A 21,185-nucleotide genomic window follows, 5' to 3' on the forward strand; every position below is an offset into this window, starting at 1 on the left:
GCGTGAGCGAGTCGAACGAGCGGCCCACTTCTGAGAGTGGTGCCAAGCTCTTCAAGGTTGCGTTTGACCTTGAAGAGGAGCGCCCGAACTGGCCTCCGGTCTCGATCGAGCGGCTCTGGGGAGAGAAGACGGCCGTCAAGCTTGAGATCCGCGTAGTGAATACGCCGTTCTTTGTCCGAGGAATCTCATTTGGCGACCTCATTCGAGTGCGCCCGGACAATGAACGTCGCGAGCTGGTTTTTGAGAGCTTCACGTCGGAGTCGGGGCATTCGACAGTTCGGATTGTCCTTCTTCGGGATACCGAAAGGGAAATTGTCGAGCTCAAGCTTCGCAGTGCTGGCTGCAGCTGGGAATTGGCGCACTCCTTCGGAAATCTCTTGGCCATCGATATTCCGCCAACAGTCGAGTACGGTGAGCTGCGAGAGTGGCTTCTGGCCCAAGTGGAAGCCGGGGTAATCGAGATTCAGGAGAGTGCGATCTCCTCGATCCACCAGCAGCAGCTACCGTCGTTTCCGTAGACCTCGTACGATTTCTGTGGCGCTGAGCTAGAGAGATTTTGGCGATGCCCAGGAAGCCCCACCGGACATAGTTCCGGTGGGGCTTCCTGGGGTTTGTTGGGCGGTCTGACGGCAACGCTGACGGCAACGTCAGCGGACGGGTTCTGCACTTGGCGAGTCGTCAGGGGTCTCGGGTGCCCGGAGCGCCTTGCCGAGGGTGTCGATGGCTTGGCGCTGTAGGCGGAGCCGGACGTGGGCATACACGGTGGCGGTGACGCCGATGTGGGCGTGTCCGAGTAGTTCCTTGATCACGACGAGCTCGACGCCCTGTTCGAGGAGCAGGGTCGCGGCGGTGTGCCTCAGGTCGTGGAACCGGATGCGGCGGAGCCTGGCCACCTGGCACAGCGTGGTGAAGTGCCGGGTCAGGGTGGACGGATCGGTAGGTGAGCCGTCGGACGCGGTGAAGACGTATCCACTGTCCGTCCAGCCCGTGCCAGCGACCTCGCGTTCCCGGTTCTGACGTTCGCGGTGGTGCTTGAGCGAGTGGACGCATTCGGTGGGGAGGGCGATGCGGCGTTCGGAGCTGACGGTCTTGGTGGGCAGGGCGGTCAGGCCGCCGGTGGGGGTGCGCTGGAGGGTGCGGCGGATGCTGGCCGTGCCGCCGTCGAGGTCGATATCCTCCCAGCGCAGGCCGAGGAGTTCGCCCTTGCGTAGTCCGGTGCGGAGCGCGAGGTCGAACAGAGCCTGCAGTCGGTGCCTGTCGACTGACGCGAGGAACCGCCTGGCCTCGGCGACGGTGAGTGGCTCGAAGCGCCGGGGTCGGGGTGTGCCGGCCTTGATGTTGCGGGCAACGTTGCGCGGCAGTTCGTCCTCGCGGACAGCGTGCTCCAGCGCGGACTTGAGCACCGAGTGGACGTAGGTGACGGTGAGCGGAGACAGCCGCTTGTCACAGCACTGGCCGACCGTACAGCAGCGTTCCTGCTTGTCGAGCCCGCGAGCGCAGCACTGGCAGGTGGTGCGGAGCCGGTCGAGCCAGCTGCGGATGTCCCTGGCCGTGAGATGGGCGATCTTCTTCCGGCCGAGGCCGGGTATGACGTAGAGGCGGACGCAGGTCCGGTACCGCGTGTGGGTGTTCTCGCGGAGGCGGTGGACGGCGACGCTGTCCAGCCAGTACGTGAGATACGCGGTCACGGTACTGTCGGCCGCCGCGACGGGTCGTCCCTGGTTACTCGCTGCGATGCGCTCGGCGAGCTTGTCGGCGGCCTCCTTGCGGGTAGTGCCGTAGACGCGGACGCGCTTTCGGCTGCCGTCGGTGGCGAGGACGTAGCCGGCGGCTTCCCAGCGGCCGTCCTGGCGTTGGTAGAGCGTGCCTTCACCGTTGGCGCGGCTCTTGCGGGCAGGGCGGGGTGTGGTCATCAGACTGCTTCTTCCAGGTGAGCGTGGATGTAGTCGACGAGGGCGTGGGCGGGGACGCGGCGGGCGCGGCCGATCGTGACGGAGGCGAGCCGCCGGGTCCGGACGAGGTCGTAGACGGTGGAGCGGCCGATCTTGAGCCGGGCCATGACCTCGGGAATGGTCAGGAGTTCGTCGTCACGCATCAGGAGCCACCCCCGGCCGCTTGGTCGGCGCTGCCACGGCAGCGGCGAGCCGCGCGAGTTCGGGGGTGAGGCCGATGCCGGAGAACGCCCAGTGCGAAAGGACGAGCGTCGAGGTGTCGTCAGGACCGGTGGCCGGGGCTCCCGCCTGCAAGCGCTGCCAGTCGGCCCGTGCCTGCCGCAGGTCGGCGAGGGTGGTGGAGTAGACGCGGGTCTTGGTCGAGAAGTGGCCTCGGAAGCCGAGCATGTGCGCCCAGGCGCGGAGCTTGAGGTCGGCGAGTTCGGGGCGGGTGCCGAGGGCCCAGGCGGTGCGGATCATCCGTTCGGCGTGGACGGGGATGTCCCACTGGGCGAGTTCGCCGATCAAGCGGAGGCGGCGGTCGAGCGTTCCGGTGGCTCCCTCGGCTCCCTTGGTGGCGTACTTGGCGATGTACGCGGCGACGGCCCGCTCGGTGATCTGGGTGCCCCCGTCGAAGTCGGCGCTCCGGATCGGGCGCACGTCGAGCTGGCTGCCGAACTCGAAGGTAGGTGTCACACCGCCGAGTTCAGGCCCGACGACGGCAGTCCGGGCAGCGGCAGCGCGTATCGCGTCGGTCAGCAGATCGGCGGTGGCCCAAGTGGGTGGGAGCGACGTGTTGCCTTCCGGACCATCGAGGCGGATGACGGCGTGGAAGTGGACGAGTCCGCGTCGCTGGTACTCGGCGACCTTGGCGTACGAGACCTTGACGACCGAGGACAGTTTCCGCTGTGGGAGACCGGCGAGGCGGGCGACCTCCCGTCGTAGGTTGAGCATGAAGCGGGACCACAGGGCCGGGGCGTGGGCGTTCCAGAGCACCGCGCCCTGGTAGTCGTAGCGGTCCGGGGCGAGCGGGGAGCCGAGGCGGGGGTCGTCCTCGGCGTGGGCCTGGCCGCAGCGGCAACGGCGGGCGGGCTTCGCGCTGCCGGTGGGCCGGTTATGAACCGGGCCGAAGGACGGCGCGGTGAAGGTCGCGAAGACGCGAGGATGGCGGCCGACGGTTTCGGGGACGTCCTTGCCGCCGCGCAGGCCAGCGGTGATGAGCTGGTAGGTGTCCTGGCGGTAGACCTCGGCGCAGGATGGGCATCGGGTGGTGCGGCGGTTGCCGCAGTGGACGAGCAGGCAGCCGGCGGGCATCTTGGCGGAGTCGAGGTGGCGGAGGATCAGGCCGGTGGCGGTGTCGACCTCGGTCCGGTAGCCGTCGAGGCGGACCGGGCGGGAGCATCCGCCGAGGGTGGTCAGCTGGCGGACGAGGCCGGGAAGCTTGCCGAGGGATCCGAGCGAAGCCAGGTATTGCGGCGAGAGCAGAGGAGTGGTCGGGGCGTCGGGGGTGGGGAACGTCATGAGGGCATGACCCTTCTGCGTCACGGCGCGGGCGTGCGGCGCCGGAGGTAGTGGAGGGGTGGGCCCCGGCAGGGGCGGAGGTAGGAGGTCACGCCCCTGCCGGGATGGGGTCTGCGGGCGGCGGAGGGCCGCCGGGATCTGGCACGGAGCTGGAGGTGAGCGCGCATCAGGCGACCTTCACGAACTCGGTGCCGGTGGGCAGGTCACGGACCTGGAGGCCGGCGTGGCACATGGCCTCGCTGATCTGCCAGCACGACTCGGTGGGCAGATAGACCGAGCGCATCCGCACGGGAGTGCGCATGTCGCCGATGGAGGCGATCGAGACGCCCTGTGGCATCTCACGGTCCGCCGCGTTGACCTCCAGCTCCCGGCCGTCCGGGAAGAGGTGGAGGAAGTCCTCGACGGTGTCCACCCGGTGGCAGATACGGGCTGACAGGTTGGTCCGCATCGCGGTGGACAGCACGTCGGCCGAGGGCTTCTGCGTGATCAGCCACAACCGGACGCCGAACTTGGCGCCCTGGCTGGCGATGGCCAGCAACTGGGCCTCGAACCGCTCCCGGGCCTTGCGGTCCGAATGGCGGGTGTAGTTGGCAACCTCGTCGATCACCACCATCAGGAGCGGCAGCTCCTCGCTGAACGCGGTGATCCGGTCGGTCCTTGCTGACCAGAACAGCTTCTCGCGGCGATTCATCTCCTCACGGACCCAGGCGAGGACATCTGACGCCTCGTCCGGATGCACGGAGGCGGAGACCTTGTGGGCCGTGCGCCACCAGGGGGCGGCTGCCGCGAGGTTCGGGTCGATCACGATCAGCTGCACGTCCCGCATCAGCGAGGCGTAGGCGAGGAGCGTGTTGACGGTGATCGACTTGCCCGACCGTGTGACCCCGGCGATGAGGCCGTGCGCGCTCTTGGCGAGGTTGAGGCGGATGCGCTGTCCGTCCTCGTCCCAACCGAACAGGACGTCGTCGGCTGTGGTGAGCGAGCCGGGTCCGACCGCGAGTGAGCCGTCCGCCTGGAACAGGGGCGAGGGCATCAGGGTGTCGAGTGCTTCGCGGCGGAACCCGCGCGCGGCGATCTGGCCGGGCTTGGACTGGGTGATCTTGACGCGGGTCATGCCCCAGCCGTTGCGCAGGTCGTCGGCGGCGTCCTGCCAGGCTTCGAGGCCGACGCGGGGCAGGGTGGCGGCGGTGACGGTGACGCCGAACTCGTCGGCCTTGGTGGTGATCCGGGGGATGCGGATCTTCGGCCTGGGCGCCTTGCCGTCGGTGCTCAGGTGCTCCAGGCCGGTTGGGGTGGCGTCCTTGGCGGCGAGTTCGGCCATCGGAGCGAGGCGCTTCCAGGTGCGTCGGATGCGGCGGGCCTGGCCCAGGCTGATCCGGGTCTCGGTGTCGGCCCGCAGCCAGCGAACCGTGACGAAGACCATCCGTCCCAGCACCAGGGCCGTTGCTGGCGCGAGCAGCCAGAGCAGGATGTCGGGCGATATGTACTGAGTGGTTGTCAGCATGGTCAGGCCGCCTTCGCGGTGATGGCGGCGGCGCGGAACGCGATGCCGTGGCGGGCCTGGCCGTTGAAGTTGTTCTCCCACGGGGTGGCGACGAGGCCGGTGAAGGCGACGAGAGCGCCGGGCTTGGTGCCCTTGGCCAGGCCGGCCTCCGGAACGGTGACGGAGATCATCTCGGCGCGGCCGTCAAGGACGAACATCACGTCCGCGACGAGCAGCTTCGCGCCGGTCTCCTTGTCTACGGCGATCTCGCCGGTCTGGAAGTCCTTCACCTTGTCGCGGACGACGCCGAGCATCGAGGTCGCGGCCGAGGTATCGACGGGGATGTTGCGCATGTGTTCCTCCCGGAACGGGTGGGGTTCCTGTGGCCGCTGGTGCGACCACGTGCCGGAACGTTAGCACACCCCATCCGACCCCATCCAAGTCCATCCCGATCCGAATAGTTTCCACCTCATCCATGGGCTCGTTAGGCTGGCCGCCACGGACGCGGTTGGCCCCGCTCCAGCCCTTCGAACCGCCGACCGACCGAGGTGGACCGTGTCCCAGCCCGATGGCCTTCGCTTGACCTTCGAGCGCATTGCCGACGACCTGAAGCAGCAGATCAGGGACAACGCACTGCGGCCCGGACAGCTGCTGCCCTCGCAGAGCCAGCTCATGAAGACCTACAAGGCGTCGAGCCTGACAGTGCAGAAGGCCATGGCCCTGCTGCGGGAGCAGGGTTGGGCGGTCTCGAAGCCCGGCAAGGGCACCTTCGTCAGCCAGACCGTGGACCTGGAGCGCGCCTACCAGACGATCAGCGCCGACCTGGAGCGCCAGATCCGCGCCGGCGACCTCGCACCCGGGGTGACGCTGCCCTCACGCGAAAGCCTCGCCGAGCACTACGGGGCACCCATCACTGCTGTCGACGCGGCCATCCGCAAACTCCTCGACGAGCGATGGCTCGCCCGCGACGAGTCCGGCGGCACGCCGGAGGTCTTCGTGCAGCGTGCGGACGACCCGACGATGGCATCCCGTCTCGCCTACGAGCAGCTGGCGCAGAAGATCGCTGACGGGACGCTCCAGGAGGGGATCGAGCTCACCGATCAGCACGTCGCCGACATGCTCGGCATCGACGAGCAAGCCGCCCACCACGCGCTCGTCCTCCTGTTGGTCGAGGGCAAGGGCACGCGTATCCGTCGCGGCGCCCCCACCGAGACGGGCGGCATGACGGTCGTGGAGGCCGTGGCCGTCGGCCAGCTTCCGGCGGTCCCGGGCGCGCTGGAGACCTACAGCGGCCCGTCCCCGGAAGAGCTGAGGACCCGCCAGCGCATCCAGCACCTGGCCGACGTCCTGGAGGACGCTCTGGAGCAGATCGAGGAGATGCGCGAGCGCATCGAAGCCCTGGAAACCGGCGCCAAGCCGAAGAAGAGCACCACGCGGAAGCCCGGCTGAACCCAGCGGTCCCGACAAGCGGGATCACCCGGTCGGTTACCGTCGCCCGCTGTTCACGCCGAGGTCCTGGCGGGCGGCGTACCGTTGGCGAGGAACGAAGACGCAGGTGCAGGGGTGGCCATGGCGGAGAGCATCGGGGACCGGATCGGGCGGTTGCGCCGACGCCGGGGCATGACGCAGGAGCAGCTCGCGGAGGCGTCCGGGGTGTCGGTGGCGACCATCCGGAAGCTGGAGCGCAACGACCGCGAGAGCGCCCGCATGGGCACCTTGCGCCAGCTCGCCCAGGCGTTGGGCGTGAAGACGACGGATCTGATGCAGACCGGGCCGATCGAGCCGCCGGTTGCCCCGGAGGTCGACCCGGCTGGGATTCTGGCGATCCGTCGGGTGATCACACCCGCCAGGGGCCTGGGCCGGGTGGCCCACGCTGATGACTGTCACGACGCTCCGACCATCACCGGGGTCCGCGCATCGGTGCGCGAAGGCAACCGCCTCTACCAGGGCGACGACTACGCGGCCACGCTGGGAGCACTGCCCAGCGTGCTGACCGAGGCCGCCCAGGTCGCCGAACTAGCAGAGGGCGAGGCCAGGTTGGCGGCGCTGGAGGTGCAGGCGCAGGCGTACCAGCTGGCGGGCTCCACACTGATCCACCTTCGGCATGACGATCTCGCCTACCAGGCACTGAACCGGGCCATCGAGCTGGCCGAACGCAGCGGCAACCAAGTCCTCGGGGCGTCCGCGGTGGTCTCGCTGTGCTGGCTGCTGCTGCGGCAGCGCCGCTTCGACGAGGCCGAAGACGTGGCCGTCGCCACCGCGGACGCCATCGAACCGTCCTTCCGGCACTCCACCGCCAGCCACCTCGGAACGTGGGGGTGGCTGCTGCTGCGGGGATCGGCAGCGGCCGTGCGCAACAACCGCACCCCGGAGGCGGACGAGATGATCCGGCAGGCCAAGGCCGCCGCCGTCCTGGTCGGCCGGGATGTGATCGACTACCACGAGTACTGGACGACCTTCGGCCCCAACACGGTGGCCATGAAGGAGGTCGAGAACGCCATGGTCCTACGCGAGTACGGCAAGGCCCTCCAGCTCTCCGGACAGGTCACCGCACCCACCCGCTCGACCTCCAACAACCGCAACCGCCACCTGCTCGACCTCGCCGCCGCCCACACCGAACAGCGCGACTACGCGCCGGCCACCGACATCCTGATGGGCATCAAGCAGGCTGCCCCCGAATGGCTGCGCTACCAGCGCTACGCCCGCGACATCGCCACCACCCTCGTCACCCGACGCAAGCGCGGCCTTTCCCCACAGCTCGTCGAACTCGCCGACTTCCTCGCCATCGAACTCTGACCAGCCCGGCAGAGACACCACGTATCAGATCCACACCGGAGGGTGGGCGAACTGACCCCGCACGTTCCTGGGCCACCCGACGGCGACGCCCGACGATCTCAGTAACCGCACGAACGGAACGGACCGACACAGCGTCACCAACGGTCCCGTGCCGAGCCGAACTGAGATGGGACGAAGAGATGACCAAGCCCGCGCAGCCCACCGCCGTCGTCTACCTGTGCACCACCAAGGACGAGCCCGTCGTCACCCGGCAGGCGATGTGCGAACGGATCGCCCGCGAGTCGGGCCTGCACCTCGCCGGCGTGATCCACGACGACGAAGGCGCCACCGAACCCGACCAGCGCCGAGGACTCACCTACGCGCTCCAGATGCTCCTCGACGGCGACGCCGACACCATCATCGTCCCCACCGGCGAGATGCTCTCCGTCCTGCCCGACGAGAAGGCCCGCGTCAGCCGGTCCGTGCGCAAGGCCGGCGGCCGGATCATCGTGGCCAGCGAAGTGAGCGCCCGTAGCTGAGCCCGGCTTCTCCGCCCTTGCGCAAGGCTGCCGCCTCGGGATGCAGGGAACGGGCATCTCGACCATCGGCTGTGCCACAGTCCAGCGCGGACATGGCCGGTCCAGTGAACAGCGGTGGCGGGCAGGCTGGTTCAGCAGTTCAGCAACACGCGGCCCCGGTGGTGGAGTGCGTCGAAACTTTCCTTACGAGTTCAAGGCGGCCCGCCTACGCGGGCCGCGCGCGCCCGCAGGCCGAGCCGCCCCGCGCTTCCTGTCTACGCCCCACCGCGCGACGGCCCGGCCACCTGCGCGCGCAAAAGCGGAGAAAGGGCCGGGCAGGGCCCGGTGATGGCCTGGCCGCAGGCCAACGATGGGGTCAGCCAGGGAAGGCCGGATCGGCCAGCATCCGAGCCGCGTCTCCGGGTTGGTGCTGACCGAGAGGGCCGACGGGCTCGCCGTGGGCAGGATGGCCCAGCACTGACGCACCATGGCGGGCCTCGGTGCTCGGGCGCGGGCCGGGCGGCGAAGCGTGCTCTACCCACCTACCCGTGCCGGGGCCCGCGTCGGGCAAGGCCAGGGGGCCACTCGGCCAAATTGCGGGCAGGCCCAAAGCCTGCCCGAGATCGCGGGCAAGCTTACGGCCCCCTGACCAAGCCCGACCCCAACCCGGGCAGGACACCGGCCAAAGCCCGCTCCACCGCCCTCACTGCCACCCGTCCCAAAGCCCCCGGTGGTGTAGACCTCTGACGGCAACGCTGACGGCAACAGGGCCGGACAACAACGCACTTCCACGCACCTCGGCGTACCGGTAGATTGCCGCTCACCTGCGAAAACGCAGTCAGGAAGGGGCCGCCTATCACACGTACTATGTGCTGGCAGGGGCCACGCCGGTCCTGGTTCACAATTGCGGCGAAGATACGCCGGGGCTTCTTAGCAAAGAACATCAGCCAATTGGCGACCCGAATGCAAGGGGTGGAATCTACGCCCTGGTTTCGGAAAGCGGAGTGGTGCAGCGAACAGGCATGGCAACGGACTTGGCCGATCGCTTGGCCACCCACGCAAGGACGTATCCGGAACTCAACGGCGTGGTCCTCTATCGTACTGACGACCGGGCGGCCAGAAGGGGCCTGGAGGAAATGTCGGAGCGATGGTTCACCCCGGTACTTGCCGGACAGATGGCCATCAATTTGAAGAACCCGAGGCGCGAAAAGTACTTGCAGGCGGCTAGGGATTTCTTGGACACGTGGAGTGGTGGGACGGGATGAGTGCTACCGGTATCGGAGCGTTTGAAAATGATGGAGCCCAGGACCTCTGCTACGACTTGAGGCAAGCAGGTCTCGACAGCGCGCTTGATGTTCTGAGGTCTTCCTGGAAAACCGTTGTGGAGCTAGCGGCCGACGAATACCTGGAGAAGGACTACGCTGAGTCTGCAGTTGCTGCGGCAGCCATCGTTGTCGCGAAAATGACTCACGATGCCGAGATCCTGGAGCTCAATGGCGTCAATGAGGTGATCCCGGAGATTGGGGAGGATATGCCGAATATGGCTATTTCTGCTCTGCGGAGGATTCTTGGAGACAACTCCGAGCTGTATGAGCTGTGGATCGATAGCGGAAGAGGGGATGCCTGGCAAGAGGGCGTGGAAGCGATCATTGCAAGCCTTCGGGCGGACGCATAGATTTCCCGCCCACGCTTAAATGGGTAGAAACGCCGCCGGGCCCTCATCGACAGTGATGTCGATGAGGGCCCGGCGGCGTTGACGTCACCAGTTGACGTCAGTTGGTGGGGACCAAGATCCCACTTGTGGGCGGATCGTCGTCATCGCCGCGGTCGGCAGGTTCGGTCTCGGGAGTGCGGAGTGCGTGGCCGAGGAGGTCGATGGCGTCGCGTTGGATGCGGAGTCTGACGTGGGCGTAGACGGTGGCGGTGACGCCGATGTGGGCGTGGCCGAGCAGCTCCTTGATGACGACGAGTTCGACGCCTTGGTCCAGGAGCAGGGTCGCGGTGGAGTGCCGGAGGTCATGGAAGCGGATCCGGCGGACGCCGGCCTGGTGAAGCATCGTGGCGAAGCGCCGGTTGAGGGTGCTGGGCTCGACCGGGAGTGCGCTGCTCGGCGCGGTGAAGATGTAGCCGCGTGGGTTCCAGCCCAGCCCGGCCGCCCCGTGTTCGGCCCGCTGGCGGGCACGGTGCTCGCGCAGGTCGTGCACGCAGGCGGTGGGCAGGGCGATGCGACGCTCGGACGCGTGGGTCTTGGTGGGGAACACCACCAGCCCGTTCTCACTGGTGCGTTGCAGTGAGCGTCGGATCACGGCCGTGCCGGCGTTGAGGTCGACGTCTTCCCATGTGAGGGCGAGGAGTTCGCCCCTGCGCAGGCCGGTGTGGAGGGCGAGGTGCACCACGGGGAACAGCGGGTGATTGCGGGTGGTGTCGAGCAGCTGGCGGGCCTCGTCGACGGTCAGGGGTTCGACGCGTCGGGGGCGGGGTGTGCCGAGGCGGACGTTGCGGGCCGCGTTGCGGGGGACCTCCTCTTCCTGGACGGCATGCTCCAACGCGGTCTTGAGGACGGTGTGGATGTAGGTGAGGGTGAGCGCGCTCAACTGCCGGCGGCAGCAGCGGCCTGCGGCACAGCAGCGCTGCTGCTCTTCGTGCCGCTGGTGGTCGATGCGACGGGCGCAGCACTGGCAGCGGGTGCGCAGGCCGTCAAGCCAGGTGCGGATGTCCTTGGCAGTGAGCTTGGAGAGCTTCTTGGTACCCAGGCCCGGGATGATGTACAGGCGGGCGACGGCGGCGTAGCGGACGTGCGTGGTTTCGCGTAGGAGGTGCACCGCGACCGTGTCGAGCCAGTAGGTGATCCAGTTGCCGACGGTGCCTTGAGCATGGACGACGGGGACGCCCCGGTTGCTGGCAGCCTTGGCCGCGGTGAGCTTGTCCATCGCCTCGTTGCGGGTCTTGCCGTAGACGTGGAGACGCTGGCGGGTGCCGTCGGAGGCGAGCACGAAGGCTGCGGCTTCCCAGCGGCCGTCCTTGCGCTGGAACACGGTTCCTTCGCCGTTGGCGCGGTTCTTCTTCTGGTCGGCCATTAGGCCGCGTCCTCCAGTCGGGATGCCACGAAGGCGCGGTACGAGCCGTGCGGGATGCGGCGGGATCGACCGATGGTGATCGAGCGCAGCCGGTTGGTGCGGATCAGGTCGTAAACCGCCGAGCGGCCGAGCTTCAGTCGGGCCATCACCTCGGGGATGGTCAGCAGGTCGTCGTCGGACATCGGTCGCCCCCTGCTCGTTCGAGAGCTTGGTCGAGGGCCGCGCGCCAGCGGACGCGTTCGGCGACGGCGCGCAGGAGGCGGGTGGCGAGGGGTGCGACGTCGGGGTCGCCGGGGTGTACGAGGGCCCAGAGGTAGCGGTGCGGGTCGGGGGCTGTGTCGTTGCGGCCGAGGATGTCGAGGACCCAGGCGCGGCGCTCCGCGCGGTGGTCGGTGAGGGTCTTGCCGGACCACTTGCGGGAGACGAGGACTCGGCGGCCGCCGTAGCCGAGGTGTTCGCGCTTGTGGGCCCTGGCGCGGCAGGCGCCGGGGCGCAGGCCGGGGTGGGCGTTCTTCGGTTGGACGCCGTAGAGGAGCCAGTTGGCGCAGGCCGGCGTGCAGGGTTCGAGCTGGAGCACGGCGGCGAGGCGGTCGACGTGGGTCTGCTCGGGGTCGCTGGCGGGGGTGTGGCACTCGGCGACGCTCTTGGTCAGGTACTTGGTGAGGTAGCGGACGCAGCGGTTGGCCTCGGGGGAACCGATCAGCACGCCCTGGGCGTCGAGCTGGGTGCCGAAGCGGGCGACGTGGAGGGGTTGGGTGTGCGGGTCGGCGTCGAGGAGGTCGAGGGCTTCGTCCCAGGTGGCCAGCGGCGTGCCGGTGGCGGGGTCGACGTAGCTCTCGTGCTCGGGCGACCAGGTGGGAGCAGTCTCCGGTGTGTACCGAGGGCGGTCGCAGGCGGGCCACCAGACCTGGTGGTAGGTGGCCGCGACGACCCGGCGCAGGTCGTTGCGGGAGATGGTTCCGCGCAGGGCGAGGTGGAGGTGCGGGGCGAGGCGTCGTTGCGGTTCGACCACGGCGAAGTACTGGACGTCGTAGCCGACGAAGCGGCGTAGGTTCTGGATGAAGCGGTCGATGAGCTTGGGGAAGTGCAGGGCGTCGCGGGCGGCTTGCAGGTAGTCGTAGGCGGCCGGGTCGACCGGAGTGCCGTCGGCGCGGACCCGGCCGTAGGAGGGCAGCGTGAGCGTCAGGAAGAGCGAGGGACGGAACGTCTTGCCGTCCGCGGCGGTGTACGCCCTGCCGAGCGTGCGGGCCTCGATCGGGCGGCGGGGCAGGTCCGGTGTGTCCTGGCGGCGGCGGGTGGAGCGGACCCGGCGGGCGGCGGTGCCCGGGGTGAGGCTGCCGCGGGTGCCGCTGTGTCGCTACCGAGCCTGCCTACGCCGACCGCCCCAACGAGGACTTCGTAGCCGCCAGTCCGAACGCCGTCGTCCTGCTCGACGGCGCCGGCACCCCTGCCGGGTCGGACAGCGGCTGCACTCATGGGGTGGCGTGGTACGTCTCCCGGCTTGGCGTCAGCCTGCTGGCTGCGGCGACCAACCGACCGGACCGGCCCCTCGTCGAGTGCCTGGCCGACGCGATCGCCAATACTGCCGAACTCCACGCGGACACATGTGACGTCACCCACCCCGGGACGCCGTCAGCAACAATGATCGCCACCCGGCTTACCGAGGACCAGGTCGAGTACCTGGTTCTGGCTGACTCCACCCTCGTCCTCGAACCCGCCGACGGACGCCCCCCGGTACCCGTCACCGACGACCGCGAGGCCCAGGTCGGCCGGGGCCTGCGCGGGCCCATGGACGCCGAGGCCACCGGCACCCCGGCGCACACGGCTGCCCACCGCGCGTACGTCGAAGCCATGCGCGCCCACCGCAACCGGACCGGCGGGTTCTGGGTGGCCGCCGCCGACCCGGCTGCCGCGCACGAGGCCCTCGCCGGCAGCATCCCCCGCGCCGAACTCGCGGGCTTCACGCTCTTCAGCGACGGTGCGTCCCGCTTGGTCGACCGCTTCGCGCTGGCCGACTGGTCTCAGGCCCTCATGCTCGTTCGCGAACAGGGGCCAGCCGAATTGATCCGTCAGGTTCGTGTTGCCGAACACGACGATGCCGACGGCAAGCGTTGGCCCCGGGGTAAGGCCCACGACGACACTGCCGTTGCCTCCGTCACTCTGTAGCCGCGTCAGCTCGGAACGCTTGCCGGGTCACTGCCGAATTCAGCTGTACTAGGTCAAGGGCGCGCGCCCTGCGCGCGCTGCTGCCCCGCCCGCGGCGGCCGACGCCGGGCGTGCGGGCTGGCGCCCGGTCCCGGCGCGACCGCCAGGACGGGGCAGCGCGATGGCTGGGGCCGGCGGCTCCACGGTTTTACCCACCTGTCAGGACCAGGACCCGCGCCGAGCAAGAACGGGGGGCCACTCGGCCAAATTGCGGTCAGGCCCAGAAGCCCTGACCGAGTCGCAGCAGCTTACGGCCCCCCGATCATGCTCGGCCCCAGACCAGACAGGACACCGGCCAAACCGCTCCACCGCCGGCGATCGCATCTGACGGCCCGTCGTGGTGTAGACCACTGACAGCAACGCTGACGGCAACAGAGGCGGACAACAGTGCACTTCCAGGGGCCTCGGCGGACGGGTAGATTGCCGCTCACCTGCGAAAACGCAGTCAGGAAGGGGTCGCCTCTCGCACGTACTATGTGCTCGCGGGTACCACGCCGGTTCTCGTGCGCAACAGTTCGTGTGACAGGTTCTCCAATTTGGAGCCGAATGACCCTGTCCATCCCATGACGCCAATGCCGCTGGAGAAGCTGCAAGGTGCCACTGGGAAGTTCATCTACGCGGTAATGCCTGGTGGTGAGCTTCGTGTCACGCGACTCGGTGGTCAGTATGGTCATATCGATCTTGCGCAGGGTGGCGATGTAGTGGCTGCTGGTGAATTCAAGATGTATAGTGGCCGCCTAAAGGAGATAGATAACCGGTCGGGCCACTACCAACCCGGCGGTGACAGTGCTCGGAGTGCGGCCGAGGAGGCGTTCCGGAACGCGGGCTTCGACGTGGGGGCGAATACTTACAAGGAACGTTGGTAGGTTGACGTGGAGCTCGCGGAAGACAGGTGAACTAAGCAGATGGGCACAGAAGAGGCACCTCGGTCGGGGATGGCCAGTTCTCTAATTGGCCAGTTCTCCGAGATCTCTCGTCTTCTTGATGAGAGCCAGTCGACGTTGATCATTGACCCGATACTGGCGCGGATAGCTAACGATGCTGAAGCTCGCGGAGACTTTGGGGAGCTGAAGTCGGCCATTCTCTGGGCGCTCCACTCGGGTAAGGCTTATGCGTCCTGCGAGATCGTTCAATTCTATGGATTCAGATTCAGATGGCCATGGCTGAAGAAAGAGATCGAGGATATGCTTCTCGACAAGGCCGAAAAGGTGGATTTTCGGGCCATGAGGGCCTACGAATTGATGCTTGAGGCATTTGATGACAATTGGGAAGACCGTGATCTCTTCCCTTCGCTAGAGGCTTAACCATTTCGTGCAAGATGCCCCGCCAGAATGGGTTCTGGCGGGGCATCTTGGCGTCTTGACGGTAACGTCAGCGGACGGTCGCTGCGTAAAGTGGCGGATCGTCGCCGTCGGGCTGGGTGGTGGGGTCTGCTGGGTGGCGGAGGGCGTTGCTCAGGGCGTCGATGGCCTGGCGCTGGAGGCGGAGCCGGACGTGGGCGTAGACGGTGGCGGTTACACCGATGTGGGCGTGGCCCCTTCGACCGGGGCACCGTTGGGCCGGGTGAAGACGTAGCCGCTGTCCAGCCAGCCCGCGCCCGTCGTCTCGCGTTCCTGGCGCTGCTGGTCGCGGTGGCGTACGAGTGAGCGCAGGCACGGGGTTGGCAGAGCGATGCGCCGCTCGGAGCTCTGGGTCTTCGTCGGGAGGGCGATGAGGCCGCAGGAGTTGGTGCGCTGGAGGGTATGGCGGATGCTGGCAGTGCCGCCTGCGAGGTCGAGGTCTTCCCAGCGCAGCCCAAGGAGTTCGCCCTTGCGGAGCCCGGTGTGCAGGGCCAGTTCGAACAGCGCCTGAGGCCGGTGGGCGTGGGTGGCGGCCAGGAGCTGACGTGCCTCGTCGGCGGTGAGGGGTTCGAAGCGGCGGGGTCGGGGTGTGCCCATGCGGACGTTGCGGGTGGTGTCGAGGCTGCGTGCGCAGCACTGGCAGCGGGTGCGGAGCTGGTCGAGCCAGGTGCGGACGTCCTTGGCGGTGAGCTTGGCGAGCTTCTTCCGGCCGGGGATGAGGTAGAGGCGGGTGCAGGCGGTGTAGCGGGTGTGGGTGTTCTCGCGGAGCCGGTGGATGGCGACGGTCTCCAGCCAGTAGGTGAGGAACGCTGCGACGCTGCCTTGCACGGAGTGGGGTGGGGACGCCGCGGTTGCTGGTGGCGATCTTCTCGGTGAGTTTGGCCAGGGCGTCCTTGCAGGTGTTGCCGTAGACGCGGACGCGCTTGCGGGTATCGCCGACGGCCAGGACGTGGCCGGCGGCTTCCCAAAGTCCGTCCTTGCGCTGGTAGACGGTGCCGTCCCCGTTGGCGCGGCTGCGGCGGGAGGCGGGGGTGTCGCGGGGTGTGGTCATCAGGCGGCCTCCTGTTCGAGTCGGGTGCGGATGAAGGCGGTGAGGGCGTGAGTCGGGATGCGGCGGGAGCGGCCGAGGGTGATCGAGCCGAGTTGCCGGGTGCGGAGCAGGTCGTAGACGGCAGAGCGGCCGAGTTGGAGGCAGGCCATGACCTGGGGGACTGTCAGCAGTTCCGCCGACGCGGGTGGGATCACGGGCAGTCCTCGCCTTCGTGCCTGAACTGCCGTTCGTTGGCGCGGTTGTGCCGGACGGTGGCGGCGAGGAGTTCTCGACGGGGCCGTCGACCAGGAGGGTGGGGAGGACGTCACCGTTTCGGCGGATGACGAGGGGCGGTAGTCGGGCGGGATGATGCGGCTGCGGTCGGAGCAGGCGAGGACGGTGCTGTCCCACATGGCCATCAGGCGGGGTGGTGCCGGGGTGTCCTCGGCTGGGCGCGGGGTTCCTGGGAAGTCGAACAGTTCTTTCGCCGTTGGGGCCTTTGAGGTGTTCAAGGTCGTCGGCGAGGGCCTGTAGTGCCTTTTTGGCCCTGGCTCGTTGGACCAGGGCGAACTGGACCACTTCGCGGTCGAGGTCGGTTGCACCTGGCTCGTGGCATTGGCCCAGGGCACGGGGGTGAGCTCGGAGTGCAAGCTGCTGTGTTCCGGCCCGCGTTTGAGTGCTGGGGTGTGGCGCCGCGTCGGGACTTGAGGACGGATGCGCGCAACAGCCGTTCCACGGTCGCGCTCGGTGTGGTGGGTGCACCGTTCGAGGGCGTGCTGCGCTACTGGTGCCGTTCGTGGGTGTCGGGGGAGGTCGACCGGCTGCGGGACTTGGCGGTCTTCTCGATCACGGCTGAGGAGTGGCCGAACTGCCGGGAGCGGCTGGAGAAGCGCATCGCGTAGTCAGCAGCGGACCCGGCTGGACGTGGTGGAGATGCTGCTTCGAGCGATCGGGTACGGGTGGGCCGCGGGCTCGGCGCTGTCGGAGATACCTCGCGAGCGGCCGCTCGCCATCGCGGGACTGGCCCGCGATGGCGGTTGCGTGGTGGCTCAGTTGAGCCTGGTGGTGGCGTAGGCCTCGATGGCGTCGCGCTGGTAGGCGGCCAGCCCTCTTCCTGGACTGCTCCAGTTCGGCGATCGTGCGGGAGACGGTGTCGGCCAGGGCATCGAGCCGGTCCCGTTCCGCGAGCAGCCGCCGGTGGTGGTCCCGCAGGGCAGCCACCTCGTCGACCTGCGCGGCAAGGATCCGGCCGATCTCCGGCAGCCCGACGCCCAACGGCCGCAGCACGAGGATCTGTTGCAACAGCAGAAGCTGCTGCTCCTCGTAGTAGCGGTAACCGTTGGCGCCGATCCGGGCCGGCGGGAGCAGGCCGGTCTCGTCGTCGTGGCGCAGTGTCCGGGCGGTCACGCCTGGCATCCGAGCCACCTCTGAGATCGGCCAGTCCATCACGACTCCTGCACGTGTGTGTCGCCGGGCCGGTCTCTCCGGCCCTGGTCACGACGGTAGGAGTTGCCGCAACGGCAACCACAACCCCGAGATCCATGTTCCTCGCAGTCGAACAGGCATGGCCGCCCGTGCCGCGGCAACCCAGCTGCCACCACCGCTGGCAGCGGTGGTCTTGTGCTACCGCGCGTCAGTCCTGGCTGGAGCGGTTCGGCTGGTTGCTGCGGCTTGGCGTGCTGGGGCCGGCGGTCGGAGATCGGAGGATGGTAGCGGTGCCGGCTTTGAGATCGATCCCGGTCTTGGGGGGTGCACCATCGTTCTCGTCATCGCGGAGGACCAGCTCGATGCGGCGCTGCTCCAGTTGCACCCGTTTGCTGGGGTAGAGGAGGGCGTGAAGCTCCTCGGTCGCGGTGGCTCCGACCCCGCGTTCGCCCGATTCGTTGCGCCGGTGCAGGTGCTGAAGTACCCATGCGGGCCGCTGGGCCCGCAGCACGAGTTGCCTCGCGGCGGCCAGGAGGAAGAACCCCGCGACCAGGGCGGCGGGAAACAGCAGGCTTCCCGCGACGCTCACCATACTCAGCATGCCCGGGTAACGTCCGGTCAGCCAAAGCCAGTTCCCTAGTGCGTGCGGGCCAACCGGCTTTGTTCGCCAGTGCACGTCGGCTGTCAGCCGCCCTACCGCGACGGCGTGCCGGATGTCCGGGTGTTCCGGAGGCCGGGCGGGGTGCTGGCTCGCTGGCCGTAATCAAGTGGGCTGTGGCGGTGGGGAGTTCGGTCCGGGTTTGGAGGGATGTGGCGGACGCCTCTGGACCGGGAGGCTACCGGGCCGGTTGTCGGTGGGGAGCGTGGCTCACCGGTGCGACGGTGATCATGGGTTGGAAGTGGGCGAGCTCGGCAGGCTCGCCCACCGGGGCGCCGTCGGCTTCGATCCAGGCGTGTGCCCGGAAGGGGGCGAGTCGTACGCCGGTGCGCCAGGTCGGCCAGCTGCCGTGCAGTCGGCAGAGCAGGGCGGCGGCCAGTGAGCGTTGCAGGCATCCCTGGCCGGCGCAGCGCACGCTGAGCGCGACCACGGTCTGCCGGGCCACGGCGGCCTGTGCCGGGGTGGCGGGCCGTGCGCCGCGCCGCAGGTGCAGGAGGAGGCGGCGGATCCGGTGCGGCGGCAGCGTTTCGAGGAGCCGGGCCAGTGCGATCGCGGTGAGCGCGGCAGGGCGGTTGCGCCAGGGCGGCCGGGCGACGGGTTCCGCGTGCGGCAGGCTCATTCGGTGATCAACCCGGCGGCGGTGAGGCTCCGGTGCAGGCTCTCCACGTCGGTGCGGGCCTGGTCGGCGGTGACCGGGTAGCGCTCGGCCAGGACATCGGCGGCCTGTTCCACCGAGCGGCCGTCGATGAGCGTGCGCAGGATCAGGACGCCCGTGCGGTTCAACTGGAAGTAGCGGCCCGCCCGTTCGTCGAGCAGGACGCCCCCCGCCTCGGTCTCGGTCAGCGTCACGTCCGCGCGCAGCTTCGCTGCCATCAGTGCCCTCCAGGGGTCGGTGAGGTGCCGGTGTTGCGGTGTCCGCCGTCCGCGGCGGCGGGGGCGGGGGCGGGAGCGGGGGCCGTGCGGTGGGTGGTCCGCGCGCGGAGCCACTGCTCGCAGCCGAGGGTGGCGTCCAGCGCGGCGTAGGAGGTGCCGGGCGGGTAGAGGCCGACGCAGGCCCGGCGCAGCGCGGCGGCGTCGATCAGTCCGGCCGCGGCCAGCGCGCTCTGTTCGGTGAGGTCGGCCAGTTGGCGGCGGTGGCGGGCCAGGCCCTCGTACGCGTCGGGGCTGAAGTCGCCCTTGCCCGGTCGGCGCAGCAGGTGCGCGGGCACCACGCCGGCCATCGCCAGGGTCAGCAGCGGCTTGTAGGCGAAGGGGGTGCCGAGCAGCGCGGGGTCGGCGGCCAGGCAGGCCTCGATGACGTGGTCGTCCAGGAACGGCACGGTGTAGGGCGTACCGACCCGGGCGGTGAGCTCGACGGCCTGCCGCATCGCGCCGGCGCTGTGGTGCACCATGTGCAGCAGTTGGTGCTGCGCGTGCACGGGAGCCAGCGGCTCGGCCCCGGTGGCCGCGGCGAGCAGCTGGGCCCGGACGGTGTGGACCGCCTCGGAGTCCGCCCACGGGGGGAGGCGCGGCGGCACGCCCCAGCCCAGCAGCGTCGTCCCGTGCGGAGGGGTGGTGGCCGCGAGGTGCTCGGCCGCGTCGGCCAGCCACTCCCGGTAGCTGCGCCGGTCGGCCAGTGCCCGCAGCGATGGCCCCAGCCGCCAGCGCAGCCGCGCCCGGTGGCCGTGCAGATGCCGCGCCGCCGTCACCGGGTGGCGGCGGGCGATCGCGCGCAGGTAGGCGGGCATGAGCTGCAGCACCTCGTCACCGCCCTCGCCGCTGATCCGGAGCCGGGCGCCGCGGGCGCCCAGTTCGCGGGCCACGTGCTCGTCGCGGGCCCGCGTCCTGGTCCAGGCGAACGGTTCGTCGCCCTGTTCGCCCGGATGCTCCAGTCCGGCGAACATCGCGGGGAGCGTCTCGGCTCCCACCAGGAGTCGGGCGCCGGGCAGTTCGGCGGCGGCGGCCGCCGCCCACGGGGCGTCGCCGTGCAGTTGGTCGACCGAGCCGAAGGTCACGGTCAGGAGGTCGCCCGGACCGCGCGCCGCCAGGAAGCTCAGCGGCGTGGAGTCCAGGCCGCCGGACAGGTCGCTGGCGATCAGTCCGCCGGGGGCGGTGCGGGCCGCAACGGCGAGTCGAAGCGCCTCCCTGACCGCCTCGGCGGCCTCGGCGGGTGGACGCCGGGGTGCGGGCGGACGCCAGCGGCGCACGGTGCGAACGGGTCCGTCCGGTGCGAGCAGCGCGCTGTGGTCGTAGGGGACGGACTCGACGCCGGTCCACAGGGAGAGCAGGCCCAGCGGGTGGGGCAGCGGGTGCAGCAGGCGCAGGGCGAGCCGCTCGGTTGCCACGGTCTGCCCGGTCAACTCGGCGAGGACGTCCGCCCGGTCGGCGAGGACCGGCAGGCCGTTCACCCGTGCGTGATGCAGCCGGCGCAGTCCGGACAGGGTGCCCTGGGCGCGGACCGTGCCGTGCGCGCTGACCAGCAGGTGGAAGCTGCCGTCCAACCGGTCGGCCAGCGCGGTGAGGTCGGCGCCGTCCGGCCGTTCGGCGTGGCGGCGCAGGGCGGCGGTGTCGGCGCTGCTGTGGCCGAGAACGGCCAGGTGCACCTCGCCGGCGCGGGCGGAGACGAGCTCCGCCGTCGGCCAGTCCCCGATGATCCAGGGCCGGCCCGACGGGTGGTGCAGGACACGGGCGGCGCCCGTGTCCTGCACCGCGGCCACGGCCGAGGGTGCTTCGGTGTCCGGCAGGACCACGAACCAGGTCCTCGGGTGACCACTCATCGTCCGACCTGCTCAGATGAGGTAGAAGCCGTGGCCGTCGAAGACGTCGCCGATGATGAAGCCTCGGGTCAGCTCGGCGAAGTCGCCCAGCTCGATCAGCATCGGGGGCTCGTAGATGTCACTCATGGCAGTTCCTCTCGCTTGACGGGGACATGCAATTTTCTTGGCCGACCGGGCGTCATCCAACCAGCGCGGCCGCGCACCGGCCAACGGGGGCGCACGCGCGCCGCAGTACATTCCGCCACCGGTGCCCCGGCGGCGCGCGGCGGGGTTCCGGACGGCACTCGAGCGGACACCAACCATCGTCGGCGTCCGATGCTGCAAGGCAGCTGATGGCATGTGACAGTGGCGTGCCCGCACCTTCGAAGGGCTGGGCCGATGACAGATTTTGACCGTTCACACGACTAACCGTCGTCACGGAACGCACGTGAACAGCTCTTGTTGCGGCCTCGAACGGCCGGATCCG

At 69.2% G+C, this 21,185-nt stretch carries 21 protein-coding genes and 5 pseudogenes; 9 read left to right on the forward strand and 17 right to left on the reverse strand.

Annotated elements, in window-relative coordinates; all coding sequences use genetic code 11:
- Nucleotides 1-2: 2 nt before the first annotated feature.
- On the forward strand, nucleotides 3-518 hold the full coding sequence (locus ACGFZP_RS18855; protein WP_329925545.1) for a DUF4265 domain-containing protein: 516 nt from the start codon (nucleotides 3-5) through the stop codon (nucleotides 516-518).
- A 129-nt stretch (nucleotides 519-647) separates the two neighbouring features.
- On the opposite strand, the gene ACGFZP_RS18860 is transcribed toward ACGFZP_RS18855, so the two are convergent.
- The 5 genes from ACGFZP_RS18860 to ACGFZP_RS18880 all read right to left on the reverse strand — a co-directional run bounded on the left by ACGFZP_RS18860 (nucleotide 648) and on the right by ACGFZP_RS18880 (nucleotide 5,288).
- A complete protein-coding gene (locus tag ACGFZP_RS18860; RefSeq protein WP_392934029.1) occupies nucleotides 648-1,913 on the reverse strand; it encodes a tyrosine-type recombinase/integrase in 1,266 nt (421 codons plus the stop codon).
- Nucleotides 1,913-2,095: a helix-turn-helix domain-containing protein gene (locus tag ACGFZP_RS18865; RefSeq protein WP_392934032.1), complete on the reverse strand. Its 183-nt coding sequence runs from the start codon at nucleotides 2,093-2,095 to the stop codon at nucleotides 1,913-1,915. Before ACGFZP_RS18865 ends, ACGFZP_RS18860 begins: the two co-directional genes overlap by 1 nt.
- Nucleotides 2,088-3,452, reverse strand: a complete 1,365-nt coding sequence (locus ACGFZP_RS18870; RefSeq protein ID WP_392934033.1) for a replication initiator — start codon at nucleotides 3,450-3,452, stop codon at nucleotides 2,088-2,090. The genes ACGFZP_RS18865 and ACGFZP_RS18870 overlap by 8 nt, the downstream gene beginning before the upstream one ends.
- 166 nt (nucleotides 3,453-3,618) lie before the next feature.
- Nucleotides 3,619-4,956, reverse strand: a complete 1,338-nt coding sequence (locus ACGFZP_RS18875; RefSeq protein WP_392934036.1) for an FtsK/SpoIIIE domain-containing protein — start codon at nucleotides 4,954-4,956, stop codon at nucleotides 3,619-3,621.
- Between the two features lie 2 nt (nucleotides 4,957-4,958).
- Nucleotides 4,959-5,288: a hypothetical protein gene (locus ACGFZP_RS18880; RefSeq protein ID WP_392934039.1), complete on the reverse strand. Its 330-nt coding sequence runs from the start codon at nucleotides 5,286-5,288 to the stop codon at nucleotides 4,959-4,961.
- Between the two features lie 226 nt (nucleotides 5,289-5,514).
- On the opposite strand from ACGFZP_RS18880, the gene ACGFZP_RS18885 reads away from it, so the two are divergent.
- The 4 genes from ACGFZP_RS18885 (at nucleotide 5,515) to ACGFZP_RS18900 (ending at nucleotide 9,903) form a co-directional block, all read left to right on the forward strand.
- Nucleotides 5,515-6,384 (forward strand): GntR family transcriptional regulator, encoded by an 870-nt coding sequence (locus ACGFZP_RS18885; RefSeq protein ID WP_392934040.1) that lies wholly within the window; start codon nucleotides 5,515-5,517, stop codon nucleotides 6,382-6,384.
- Nucleotides 6,385-6,504: 120 nt separating this feature from the next.
- Nucleotides 6,505-7,731, forward strand: a complete 1,227-nt coding sequence (locus tag ACGFZP_RS18890) for a helix-turn-helix domain-containing protein (protein WP_392934042.1) — start codon at nucleotides 6,505-6,507, stop codon at nucleotides 7,729-7,731.
- 179 nt (nucleotides 7,732-7,910) lie between these two features.
- Nucleotides 7,911-8,249 carry a hypothetical protein gene (locus tag ACGFZP_RS18895; protein ID WP_392934045.1) on the forward strand — a complete coding sequence of 113 codons (339 nt, stop codon included), beginning with the start codon at nucleotides 7,911-7,913 and terminating at the stop codon, nucleotides 8,247-8,249.
- 1,222 nt (nucleotides 8,250-9,471) lie between these two features.
- Nucleotides 9,472-9,903, forward strand: a complete 432-nt coding sequence (locus ACGFZP_RS18900) for a DUF4259 domain-containing protein (protein WP_392934047.1) — start codon at nucleotides 9,472-9,474, stop codon at nucleotides 9,901-9,903.
- A 97-nt stretch (nucleotides 9,904-10,000) separates the two neighbouring features.
- Here ACGFZP_RS18900 and ACGFZP_RS18905 read toward each other — a convergent pair whose 3' ends face one another.
- From ACGFZP_RS18905 to ACGFZP_RS18915, 3 genes and pseudogenes are all read right to left on the reverse strand, one after another.
- Complete coding sequence (locus ACGFZP_RS18905) at nucleotides 10,001-11,305, reverse strand: tyrosine-type recombinase/integrase (RefSeq protein WP_392934049.1); 1,305 nt, start codon at nucleotides 11,303-11,305, stop codon at nucleotides 10,001-10,003.
- Nucleotides 11,305-11,487: a helix-turn-helix domain-containing protein gene (locus ACGFZP_RS18910; protein ID WP_392934052.1), complete on the reverse strand. Its 183-nt coding sequence runs from the start codon at nucleotides 11,485-11,487 to the stop codon at nucleotides 11,305-11,307. The genes ACGFZP_RS18905 and ACGFZP_RS18910 overlap by 1 nt, the downstream gene beginning before the upstream one ends.
- Nucleotides 11,466-12,614: pseudogene (locus tag ACGFZP_RS18915) on the reverse strand (replication initiator); the annotation flags it as partial. The pseudogene ACGFZP_RS18915 and the gene ACGFZP_RS18910, both read right to left, overlap by 22 nt.
- A gap of 80 nt (nucleotides 12,615-12,694) precedes the next feature.
- Here ACGFZP_RS18915 and ACGFZP_RS18920 point away from each other — a divergent pair.
- The 3 genes and pseudogenes from ACGFZP_RS18920 to ACGFZP_RS18930 form a co-directional block, all read left to right on the forward strand.
- Nucleotides 12,695-13,471: pseudogene (locus ACGFZP_RS18920) on the forward strand (protein phosphatase 2C domain-containing protein); the annotation flags it as partial.
- Nucleotides 13,472-14,082: 611 nt separating this feature from the next.
- Nucleotides 14,083-14,376 carry a hypothetical protein gene (locus ACGFZP_RS18925; protein ID WP_392934055.1) on the forward strand — a complete coding sequence of 98 codons (294 nt, stop codon included), beginning with the start codon at nucleotides 14,083-14,085 and terminating at the stop codon, nucleotides 14,374-14,376.
- A 39-nt stretch (nucleotides 14,377-14,415) separates the two neighbouring features.
- Complete coding sequence (locus ACGFZP_RS18930; protein WP_392934057.1) at nucleotides 14,416-14,814, forward strand: hypothetical protein; 399 nt, start codon at nucleotides 14,416-14,418, stop codon at nucleotides 14,812-14,814.
- A gap of 67 nt (nucleotides 14,815-14,881) precedes the next feature.
- On the opposite strand, the pseudogene ACGFZP_RS18935 reads toward ACGFZP_RS18930, so the two are convergent.
- The 3 genes and pseudogenes from ACGFZP_RS18935 to ACGFZP_RS18945 all read right to left on the reverse strand — a co-directional run.
- Nucleotides 14,882-15,901: pseudogene (locus ACGFZP_RS18935) on the reverse strand (tyrosine-type recombinase/integrase).
- On the reverse strand, nucleotides 15,901-16,095 hold the full coding sequence (locus ACGFZP_RS18940) for a helix-turn-helix domain-containing protein (RefSeq protein ID WP_392934680.1): 195 nt from the start codon (nucleotides 16,093-16,095) through the stop codon (nucleotides 15,901-15,903). The pseudogene ACGFZP_RS18935 and the gene ACGFZP_RS18940 overlap by 1 nt, the downstream one beginning before the upstream one ends.
- A gap of 192 nt (nucleotides 16,096-16,287) precedes the next feature.
- Nucleotides 16,288-16,509, reverse strand: a pseudogene (locus tag ACGFZP_RS18945) (hypothetical protein); the annotation flags it as partial.
- A gap of 75 nt (nucleotides 16,510-16,584) precedes the next feature.
- On the opposite strand from ACGFZP_RS18945, the gene ACGFZP_RS18950 reads away from it, so the two are divergent.
- Complete coding sequence (locus ACGFZP_RS18950; protein ID WP_392934060.1) at nucleotides 16,585-16,782, forward strand: hypothetical protein; 198 nt, start codon at nucleotides 16,585-16,587, stop codon at nucleotides 16,780-16,782.
- 208 nt (nucleotides 16,783-16,990) lie between these two features.
- Here ACGFZP_RS18950 and ACGFZP_RS18955 read toward each other — a convergent pair.
- The 6 genes and pseudogenes from ACGFZP_RS18955 to ACGFZP_RS18980 all read right to left on the reverse strand — a co-directional run.
- Nucleotides 16,991-17,326, reverse strand: a pseudogene (locus ACGFZP_RS18955) (MerR family transcriptional regulator); the annotation flags it as partial.
- 187 nt (nucleotides 17,327-17,513) lie between these two features.
- Nucleotides 17,514-17,906 carry a DUF6191 domain-containing protein gene (locus ACGFZP_RS18960; RefSeq protein ID WP_392934063.1) on the reverse strand — a complete coding sequence of 131 codons (393 nt, stop codon included), beginning with the start codon at nucleotides 17,904-17,906 and terminating at the stop codon, nucleotides 17,514-17,516.
- Between the two features lie 235 nt (nucleotides 17,907-18,141).
- Nucleotides 18,142-18,582 (reverse strand): lasso peptide biosynthesis B2 protein, encoded by a 441-nt coding sequence (locus ACGFZP_RS18965; protein WP_392934066.1) that lies wholly within the window; start codon nucleotides 18,580-18,582, stop codon nucleotides 18,142-18,144.
- Nucleotides 18,579-18,836 (reverse strand): lasso peptide biosynthesis PqqD family chaperone, encoded by a 258-nt coding sequence (locus ACGFZP_RS18970; RefSeq protein WP_392934069.1) that lies wholly within the window; start codon nucleotides 18,834-18,836, stop codon nucleotides 18,579-18,581. The genes ACGFZP_RS18965 and ACGFZP_RS18970 overlap by 4 nt, the downstream gene beginning before the upstream one ends.
- Nucleotides 18,836-20,719 (reverse strand): asparagine synthase-related protein, encoded by a 1,884-nt coding sequence (locus ACGFZP_RS18975; RefSeq protein WP_392934071.1) that lies wholly within the window; start codon nucleotides 20,717-20,719, stop codon nucleotides 18,836-18,838. The genes ACGFZP_RS18970 and ACGFZP_RS18975 overlap by 1 nt, the downstream gene beginning before the upstream one ends.
- Before the next feature lie 12 nt (nucleotides 20,720-20,731).
- The gene (locus tag ACGFZP_RS18980; RefSeq protein ID WP_380571953.1) at nucleotides 20,732-20,845 is read right to left on the reverse strand and encodes a lasso RiPP family leader peptide-containing protein; all 114 of its coding nucleotides are present in this window, start codon (nucleotides 20,843-20,845) and stop codon (nucleotides 20,732-20,734) included.
- Nucleotides 20,846-21,185 lie beyond the last annotated feature (340 nt).

The organism is Kitasatospora sp. NPDC048239, assembly GCF_043202015.1.
Taxonomy (GTDB): domain Bacteria; phylum Actinomycetota; class Actinomycetes; order Streptomycetales; family Streptomycetaceae; genus Kitasatospora.